Source organism: Bilophila wadsworthia ATCC 49260 (genome assembly GCF_000701705.1).
GTDB classification, from domain to species: domain Bacteria; phylum Desulfobacterota; class Desulfovibrionia; order Desulfovibrionales; family Desulfovibrionaceae; genus Bilophila; species Bilophila wadsworthia.
Genome location: NZ_JNJP01000119.1, coordinates 1 through 8,294, shown reverse-complemented (window position 1 = coordinate 8,294; position 8,294 = coordinate 1). Strand labels below are relative to the sequence as shown.

General features: G+C 50.2%; 9 protein-coding genes and 1 other RNA gene. 6 read left to right on the top strand and 4 right to left on the bottom strand.

What is annotated here, in order from left to right; all coding sequences use genetic code 11:
- Nucleotides 1-84: 84 nt before the first annotated feature.
- The 6 genes from T370_RS0120155 (at nt 85) to T370_RS0120135 (ending at nt 1,960) form a co-directional block, all read left to right on the top strand.
- Nucleotides 85-426: a hypothetical protein gene (locus T370_RS0120155; protein ID WP_029436810.1), complete on the top strand. Its 342-nt coding sequence runs from the start codon at nt 85-87 to the stop codon at nt 424-426.
- Between the two features lie 3 nt (nt 427-429).
- An RNA gene (locus T370_RS24630) (hammerhead ribozyme type II) lies at nt 430-489 on the top strand.
- A gap of 20 nt (nt 490-509) precedes the next feature.
- Nucleotides 510-716, top strand: a complete 207-nt coding sequence (locus T370_RS0120150) for a hypothetical protein (protein WP_029436809.1) — start codon at nt 510-512, stop codon at nt 714-716.
- Entirely contained in the window at nt 713-1,129 is a 417-nt protein-coding gene (locus T370_RS23910; protein ID WP_051643925.1) for a hypothetical protein, read from the top strand. Before T370_RS0120150 ends, T370_RS23910 begins: the two co-directional genes overlap by 4 nt.
- A 1-nt stretch (nt 1,130) precedes the next feature.
- Nucleotides 1,131-1,523: a regulatory protein GemA gene (locus T370_RS0120140; RefSeq protein WP_029436807.1), complete on the top strand. Its 393-nt coding sequence runs from the start codon at nt 1,131-1,133 to the stop codon at nt 1,521-1,523.
- Nucleotides 1,523-1,960, top strand: coding sequence for a Mor transcription activator family protein (locus T370_RS0120135; protein WP_029436806.1), 438 nt, complete (start codon nt 1,523-1,525; stop codon nt 1,958-1,960). Before T370_RS0120140 ends, T370_RS0120135 begins: the two co-directional genes overlap by 1 nt.
- Before the next feature lie 367 nt (nt 1,961-2,327).
- On the opposite strand, the gene T370_RS25250 is transcribed toward T370_RS0120135, so the two are convergent.
- The 4 genes from T370_RS25250 to T370_RS0120120 all read right to left on the bottom strand — a co-directional run bounded on the left by T370_RS25250 (nt 2,328) and on the right by T370_RS0120120 (nt 7,659).
- Nucleotides 2,328-2,657, bottom strand: coding sequence for a hypothetical protein (locus tag T370_RS25250; RefSeq protein ID WP_156034472.1), 330 nt, complete (start codon nt 2,655-2,657; stop codon nt 2,328-2,330).
- 11 nt (nt 2,658-2,668) lie between these two features.
- Entirely contained in the window at nt 2,669-5,338 is a 2,670-nt protein-coding gene (locus tag T370_RS0120125; RefSeq protein WP_029436804.1) for a DUF3631 domain-containing protein, read from the bottom strand.
- Nucleotides 5,331-7,220, bottom strand: coding sequence for a helix-turn-helix domain-containing protein (locus T370_RS25245; protein ID WP_156034471.1), 1,890 nt, complete (start codon nt 7,218-7,220; stop codon nt 5,331-5,333). Before T370_RS25245 ends, T370_RS0120125 begins: the two co-directional genes overlap by 8 nt.
- A 157-nt stretch (nt 7,221-7,377) precedes the next feature.
- A complete protein-coding gene (locus tag T370_RS0120120) occupies nt 7,378-7,659 on the bottom strand; it encodes a LexA family protein (protein ID WP_029436803.1) in 282 nt (93 codons plus the stop codon).
- Between the last annotated feature and the right edge of the window lie 635 nt (nt 7,660-8,294).

Genomic DNA, 8,294 nt, shown 5'->3' with positions numbered 1-8,294 from the left:
TATCCACATGAAAACGTCAGATGGAATGATCTACTTCTACGGAGCAACGTCGTTCTCCGGGGGTGACGGTGAAAAGGAGGAAGAATGATGTCCGCAGTCCGCACTTCCTCGCCCGCGTCGACGGAAGGTGAAGCTGTAAGAAAGCTCCTGACGTTTTCCAAAGAAGTCATCATAGAGGCATTTCTCTCCGTTAGCCCGTTTTTGAATGTGAACTCCGTTATTTCTGAATGTAAAGAGATATATAGGGATAACCAGTTTAAAATGCTCATGAAACGCGACGAGGAACTCAGCAAGCAGCGGTGTATACTCGCAAACGCACAACCGGGAGACATAGAAGAATTTTGTGTATGGAAGAAAAAGATGAAGAAGCTCATCGACGAGCAGAACATCATAGAAAAAAAGATAGACAGGCTTTTAGCCAGATAAACAGTGCGAAACGGCCCACACGGGCCGTCGCCGGATGATTTCCGGCCTGACGAGCACAAGCAAGAAAAAAAGGAAGGATACATATGCCCCGTTTCATCCCCACCCGCTCCGGCGCTGGCATTCCCGCCATTCAGGACACGGCAAAGAAGCGTATCGTGGCGACTTTTTTTATTGATAAAGACGCCCCGGACGCCGCCGAGAACATGCTCAAGGTGTGCTGTGACGCTCTTAATGCCGTGGCCCCGACGGCCCCCACGCCGAAGGCCGCGCGGGAACGGTGCGGAAAATGACACGCTCGGATAAAAAATTCTGTGGCTCTATTGGTGTACGTTTTTGCACCATCCGCATGAAGATCGAGCTTTCCCCGGCGGAAAATCACGGCGGCCCCGCCGGGCGCTTCCGGGTCCGGCTCGACCGGCGCTGGTACGATCTGGAGGATCGAAAGCTGTTCCTTTGCGCCGATGAAGTCGCCGCCCTTGCCGCCGAGTTCGCGGCGGGCGGCGAGATTGCCCCGGTAGCCATGCCGGACCTGCCTGTGAAGGCCCGCGTCAAAGTGCCGCGCGGCATTCCCGGCGCGTCGCCGGTCTGGACGGGCTACGTCGCCAGCGCGCCCATCCGCGCCGCCGACGGCCTTTGGTATGTCGCCGTCATGCTGTACGGCGGCGTTGAGCTTCACCCCGTTGACCACCTTGTGAGGTGTTAAAATGAAAACCAGACGTTCTCTCATGGCAAAATTGCATATCGCCCGTAAAGACCTTGGCCTTGACGATGACACGTACCGCGCCATGCTGCAAAATCTGACAGGCAAGCGCTCCTCGGCGGACTGCACCGATCGCCAGTTGGTTATGCTCGTCGCGGCTTTGCGCAAGCGTGGATGGAAGGACAGCCGTCCGAAGGGGCCGAAGGTGCGCCCGGAGTTTGAAAATCTGCTCGGCAAGATCAACGCCCTGCGTCTCGACACCAAAAAGTCATGGGCATACGTCGAATCTATCGCGGAAAAAATGTATGGCGTGCGCATCCCGTGGCTCGACGGCGAGCAGCTCGGCGGCGTGATCACGGCTCTGGTCAAGCACCAGCGGGCGCGGGAGAAAGCGTAATGTCTGACGAGCGCCTGCCTCGCAACGCCCGCGACATCATTGATCGCCTTGGCCCCGCCGTGACCCTGCGTCTTATAAGGGCTCTCGGCGGAACGACGATCCCTGTGCCCATGCGGCTGACGCCAGTCGGAGAAGCCCGCTATAAGAAACTCTGTGATATGATTGGGGAGGATGCGGCAAAAGCCCTTTGCCGTGAATATGCGGGGACGAACCTTTACGTTCCTACATGCAGGCAGGCCGCCGCCGATGAACGCGACGCGGCCCTTATCAGGGATCGGGACGCAATGGCCCGCGCGGGACTGTCTGAGCGTGAGATCGTAACGGGGCTTGCCCTTAAATACCATCTTTCAGACAGGCACGTTTGGCGCGTGTTGCACCGTGTCCCGGAAGAGAAAACTTCTCTTTTTCCGCTACAACGGCAAGGGCGGCTGTTATGACCGTTCCCCGTCAATTCCACCCGCTGACATATAATACTGTCAATTAATTATTTAGAAGTTTACGCATAATAAAATCAACGAATTACATTTTACTACTGCATGGAAAACTACATGTGTATAATTACCAGCCGTATTAACGCAAATTTTCCAGATTCCTGCCAAGCAAAACACCAAAAAGAAAAGGCGCTCCCCTATGCAGGAAGCGCCTTAATGTATCCACACCAAGCGTTCCTGGCATGCAGAGGCTCTTGGCCTTCTGACGTTCTTGAACGCTGGAAAAGTTCCTTAATGCCTCTGGTGGCAAAAAGGGAAACAGGTGGGATGAGTAGACTATATGTTACAGATATTCATGTGTCAACGTATAAGACTACTTGTTAACCGAATAACTGTCTTGACCATTAATTTTTACGCCGACAGATTCTATATGAACTGTTTCGTAATTGCCTTGTATGATTTCAATTGTTCCAGTCATTTCTTCAATTTTTCTGAATGCATCATTCAATCTATGCTTTGCGTGTGCGGTAAGAGAAGCATGAACGACGCCAATTTCCAAGAGGCTTCCTTGTGTTGCATCATGAATAGGTCTGTTATCGTCAGTTTTTATAAGAATATTTTCAAGACATTCTAAGGGAAGCATAACCTGATTGATAAAATCACCAATTCCAGACGAATAAACATCCATTTTGACTTGTGACATGCTCATCCCCATTACACGAGTTTCTTATTGGATTTACGAACCTGACTCATACGCAAGGCCAGTTTTTCTGTCTTGGTCAGTCTGGCGTCTTCATTGCCCATCATAGTGCAGCCTGCCCCACAATAGGGGCATCTGGTGCAATCTTGGCAGAATGTTTCTGGTCGTGTGCTTCCGGGAGCCTTGATTTCAACCTCTTGTTCCTGTGCCCATGCCTGTACCTCATTGAGGATACGCGGGTGGATAGGGTAAGCTCGAAGCTGTCCACCACGCACTCGGAACCGTCTGCCCTCGACATTGACGTCAATCATGTCGAACGTCCGTAACTGGCGACCAATCCATGAGGACTGTTGCCATTCGGGAATCTGCGTGGTGTTCTGCTGGTCGTAAATTCTGGGGATGAGCGTCTTCATCTCATTGATCAGATGATTCGGCATAATCCACGCATAGCCCTGAATGATGATATTCCGCAGGGCTTCCCACATAACCTCAACCGGGTCTTCGGGAGAGATCAACTTCCTGCGCTGCATGGCAAGGGCGGTCAGGAAGGTAGCCTTGAGTTCCGCGTCCCCGCCAAGCTCGGCAATCACTTTTAGCGGAGCCGTGATTTCTTCGGAGCGGTCGGTCTTGCCGGGGAACAGTTCCGCGTACTTCTCCACCACCAGAGCGATGTTTTCAAACGCCCATGTGTGCAGCTCGTTCCGCAAGGCTCTGAGCCGTTCGGCTCCAAGACTCCGCCGCTGGCGGAACTCTTCACGGGCTTCCGGCGGCATGGTGCGGGTCTGAATGTGCAGCATACGGCTGCCGAGAATATCGTCAACGCCGAGTGTGTTGTTGATGAGCTTCACGCCGTAGAAGTTCAACTTCTCGGTTTTCATCGTCTTTACGTCCGTCCAGAGCTTTACGCTCGTGCTCTTGTTGTAGGAGAGCTTGAGGGCTTGGGCGAGTTCGGAGAAGGCTGCGGCATCCTTGGTCCCGCCCTTGCCGCCGAGGGATTCGAGGTCATCCAGCACCACGAATCCACGTGATTCGTCTATGTACCGGGCAATGGAGGCCGCGCTTGTCTGGCCAATAACGGAACCGTTGGCGCAAATCCGGGACATGGCGATACCCAACTGAGACTTGCCCGAACCAGCGGGGCCGTTGACGATGAACAGGGGTACGGCGTCAAAAGCGGCCTGAACAAAGGTAACGGGCACCGTCAGAGCCAGTACCGCGTAATCTTCGGGATACGGAAGCCATACGCTTGCGTACAGGTGCTGGTAAACGTCCCGCAGAATTTTTCCTAACGGGCGGACTTTGCTGGAACCGTGCAGATAGCCGTTGATGGATTCCCACTCCCATGTGCCGTAGCTGTTGGGGCGAGGCTGGCTTTCAATGAGAGTGCCGTCCGTAAGCCGCCAAACAATCTGGCTGCGGCCAGCGCCCTTACGGGGTTTTGAGGAAACCGCCGTGTGCACGGTACGATCCGAGCGGATAACCACCGTCTCGAGGCTTTCCACAATGTCTTCCACCACGGCACCGGAAGCGTCCATCCGCTTCTCGTTCTCCCTGACCAGCGTTTGCACCGGGTAGTACAGGTGGCCGTTGTGAAATGCGCCGTTGATGTCGATGGGCGCGAACGAGACGCGGCCGATGGGAGCGGCAACGTCCGTTCCAATTCCAAGGGAAAGGGCCGGAGCCTCCCGGAGCAGGGCCGTGAACGCGTCCACCGTCCCGCCGTTCTGCCAGAAATCCGTCCAATCCTTGCCGAACTGCGACGGTACACGCACCCGGCGAACGTCACGCCCCGCCGTCAACGCCAGACGCCGGGCCATGCTGTCCCCGGCCTCGTCGCTGTCTTGGGCGAAATAGACCGTTTCCCACAGTGCCCAAAATGCCGCCTCTTTCCATTCCTGCGGAATGCCGGAGCCATGTGTGGAGCTGACCAGCAACAGATCGGCAAGCTGCCCCTGTTCGTTCAGGGCTTGCCAGTGCCGCCATACGTCCTTCATGCCTTCACATACGAAGATAGCCTTCTGGCTGCTCACGGCGTCGGCGTAGAAGCACGTCACCTCGCCCTTCATCCAGCCGTTGTCGCTGAGGGGGTTCAAGGTCACGCCGGGCACGTTGTAGTAGGCATTGCGGTTCAACAGGCTGCCGTCAGCCCGGCGCAGGGGGCAGACCAGCGCGTTGGATCTGACTTCCCCCGTTTCCTTGTTTACCCATTCCTGAGACAAGCCGAGGTAGAATCGCTCAATGGTACGGTCGGTAAGCCCGCGCCCGTGCAGCCATGACATGGCCTCAGCATTCCGAAAGAGCCGAGTCCGCAGCTTGGTTGCCGTAGTGATGTTGAAGGCCCCCTTGTTGCCGATACGGGCCTGAGCTTCATAATCCTTGATCAGGTCGGCTTCGGCTTGGGTCAACGCGCCCAGATGCGCCAAGAAATCAGCGTAATTGACGTTCTCGCTTCCCCACGGGTTATCTTGTGGATGGAAGCAGTGCATCCCATGTACCAGCTTGCCGTCGCGTCCAACGGATTCGGACACCCCGCACTGGAAGCCGTTGTGCCCGCACGCCGGGCACCTTTCGAGGTTGAACCACGCCACGCTGTTACGCATGGCCTTGCGCGTCCTGACGCCATAGGAGGCCAGCAGCGCATCGGCAGGGGCACGCATACGTTCAAAGGCTTGCTGCCTATTCATGCTTTACCCCCTTTGATGCTTCCACCTGAGCATCAAAGTAGTTCGTCCAGTGAGAGAATCCGTCAGCAACTTTGATATGGGCGTATTCCTTCATGACTGTTTCAAGTCTGTCATGAAGGATACTAGCTGCAACCTGAAATCCATTGGGATTATTCTTGATATAATCGGTTGCTACAATATGCCGAAAGGCATGAGCTCCAAAACCGGGACAACCCGGTATATAGCGTTTCGTAATATCAAAAACACGTTGTGATATTACCATAGGAGTTAAATTAATACAGCTAATACGTTTGGTTCCAGGCCTCTTTCCGGGAAGAAAAACACAATTGGATGTATCCGCACCATATAGGTGTGATCTGTATCTTTCAAAATATCTTTCGATGTCATGATACAACCACGGAGACAACGCTACATCATATGGTCCACAAGCTGCCCCTTTTTGATTTTTAAAATCATCTGGAAGAAACCTTAACCGCCATTGTCCGTTTTCATTTTTGTAGAGATTGCCAGTATTGTCATTTGCGTATGTCATTATAGAAAAATGATTGACCCGCAGAGGATTTGACAACATCATTTTAATAAGGAGAATATCTCTATAATGTATTGCAGACGTAACCAATGAACTATCAAAAACAGGTTCACTTTCCATTTTTGATATCATATTTAAAATAATTTGAATGGGCCTTTGTGTTGCAATTATTAACTGAATTGGTTCCTGCGGATTTCTACCTTTCTTGATATGTCCACCACTTTTAAGATTCTCTTTTATTTTGCGAAGAGTGGCATGGCTCTTTTCACACCAATCATGCCACTGGGACAGAAGTATCGGTTCAGGCAAAAATCTGCCAAAGGTTGGTTGCTGCCACAGGAAACCTGTTTTTTTTCTGAGCAACGTCATAAAAAAGGTGAGGCAACCTCTAGTTTCCTGCGTGTACACTCCCGTTCTTTTTCTTCTAAATTCTATAAAGTCAACTACAAGATCCGTTCTACTCACAAGAGCAATGGTCAAAGAGGATTCATCCATCCCCTTACCACCTTTATCCGTATCTCTAACCAAGAACCCAAAGAAAGAACTAAAAGTTCCCCACCTGAATGACGCTGTACTACAATATCCGTTTGGTGCTTCTCCAGACCAATGTGTCGGGTGTACAATTCGAGAGTATTCTTTAACACGCCAAGTTGAATTTCTTTCCAAGCTGTCTACGAGATATGGTGATGTATAAAATTTGACAAGCTCACGCCATTCGGAACGGATCCGTTCATTTTCTCCTTTGTAGTAGTATTTGTCTTGTTGAAGCTGGGAACCTCGAATCCTTGATTCGATTTCTGGAAAAGTATTGTTATACTCTAGCCTATTCCAGAATTTTTCAGCTTTGGAAAGAAGCAAACTTTTTTCAAGACCAAGAGCCTTTTCAATGCGTATAATATGACCCGCACTCTTTCGCATTGGCACTACGCCGTTAAGCCATGCGCTTATCGTTGATCGTGTCATGCCTGTTTGCTTCGCAAGTCCTAAACATGAAAATCCTTTTATTTCCATACTAGTACGTAGTAGACCACAAAAAGATTCCTTGGTGCCATATGAGAATATGATTGATGTTTTTCGAATTTGTCGTATGCATGAAATCCTATTCGCTATTGTAGCTATAGAGATGCCTTGTTCCTTTGACCAGTTGTAAAATCCTGCCAAATTCGTTTTAAAATCTTTGGAAAAATCCATAGAGAAGCAATCAACGTCACCTCTTCCAAGGAAACGCATGAATAGCTGGAGTGCTGACGTGTGATTGCGAATTTGTTGGAGGCTCTTCTGCTCTTGCTCAAGCCTCTTGGTGTGGTCACGCCGCAGATCGGCGTAGGTATAGCTGGAGGGTTCCCAGTCCATAACTTCCTCGCATTTGCTGAAAATTGACAAGGGGCGAGGCCATGCGATATGGATAGGACGTCTGGAGGATCAATTTCAGACACCTATCAAGGCGAATTTGAGGTTGCACCCTCAATTCGCCTTTTCTCATGGCGTAATGGTCAATCGGACTGAAATACTACGAATTCAGCCGCTCTAAGGCTTTTTGCGTGAGTCTTATGTTCCTCCTTTCTCCTGTTTCAAGTTCAAGGTATCCCTTTTTCTGGAGAAGCAAGATATGCCCTCCGGCTGCCCCCGCTGTGATACCCATTTTTTGGGCAATTTCCCTGCGAGAAGGGTAGTAGCGGTTTTCCTTGTAGAAGCTCGCGATAATAGACAGGCACTCCAGCTGCTTTTCCGTCATTTTGGGCAGAATGTCCTTCACGTCTATTCGTCCCGCTTCTATCTGGGATTCTTCCATGCTCATTCCTCCTTTTTGGGGGAATGATACCCTTCACGCCTACCGTATGAATAGTGTTTTACATTAATTCAAAAAACAGTCAATATACAGACAAAATAGAGTTTATCTTTAAAATCAATCATAACATATTAAAATATATAATATAAATTTTAAAGCCTCAGAACATTTATTTTTTGGTCAAAATAAAAAGCCCAAAAAAACTACTGGCACGGGGTAAAGACGGCTGGTGGGAGAATCTGGAACAGGGGAAAATACATATAATAATATAATATTATTTATTTTTTTATTCTTCTGCCTTGGGACAGGCTTCTACGGTATTTCCAAGCTGACACAGCCATAACAACCTAAAAAGAAAAGAGGAACGCTTGCTTTGTGCCACAAGCAGTTCCTCTTTTCATCAGGTTCCCACCTGTGTTTTTCCAGCGTCGTTTTTCCCTGTTTTTCCCTCCTCATTATCCTGTTTTTATTTCTGATAATTTTATTTCATACAATATATTGTATTGTATGATTATTTTAAAGAAAAGCATTCTTTCCTACCCGCTGACATATGTCGGCTTTCGTAAATCCCCGGCACTGGTAGCTTGCCAGTAACCGGGGATTCCTCTTTCTGGAATCCCGCAAACCATAAGGGGTTT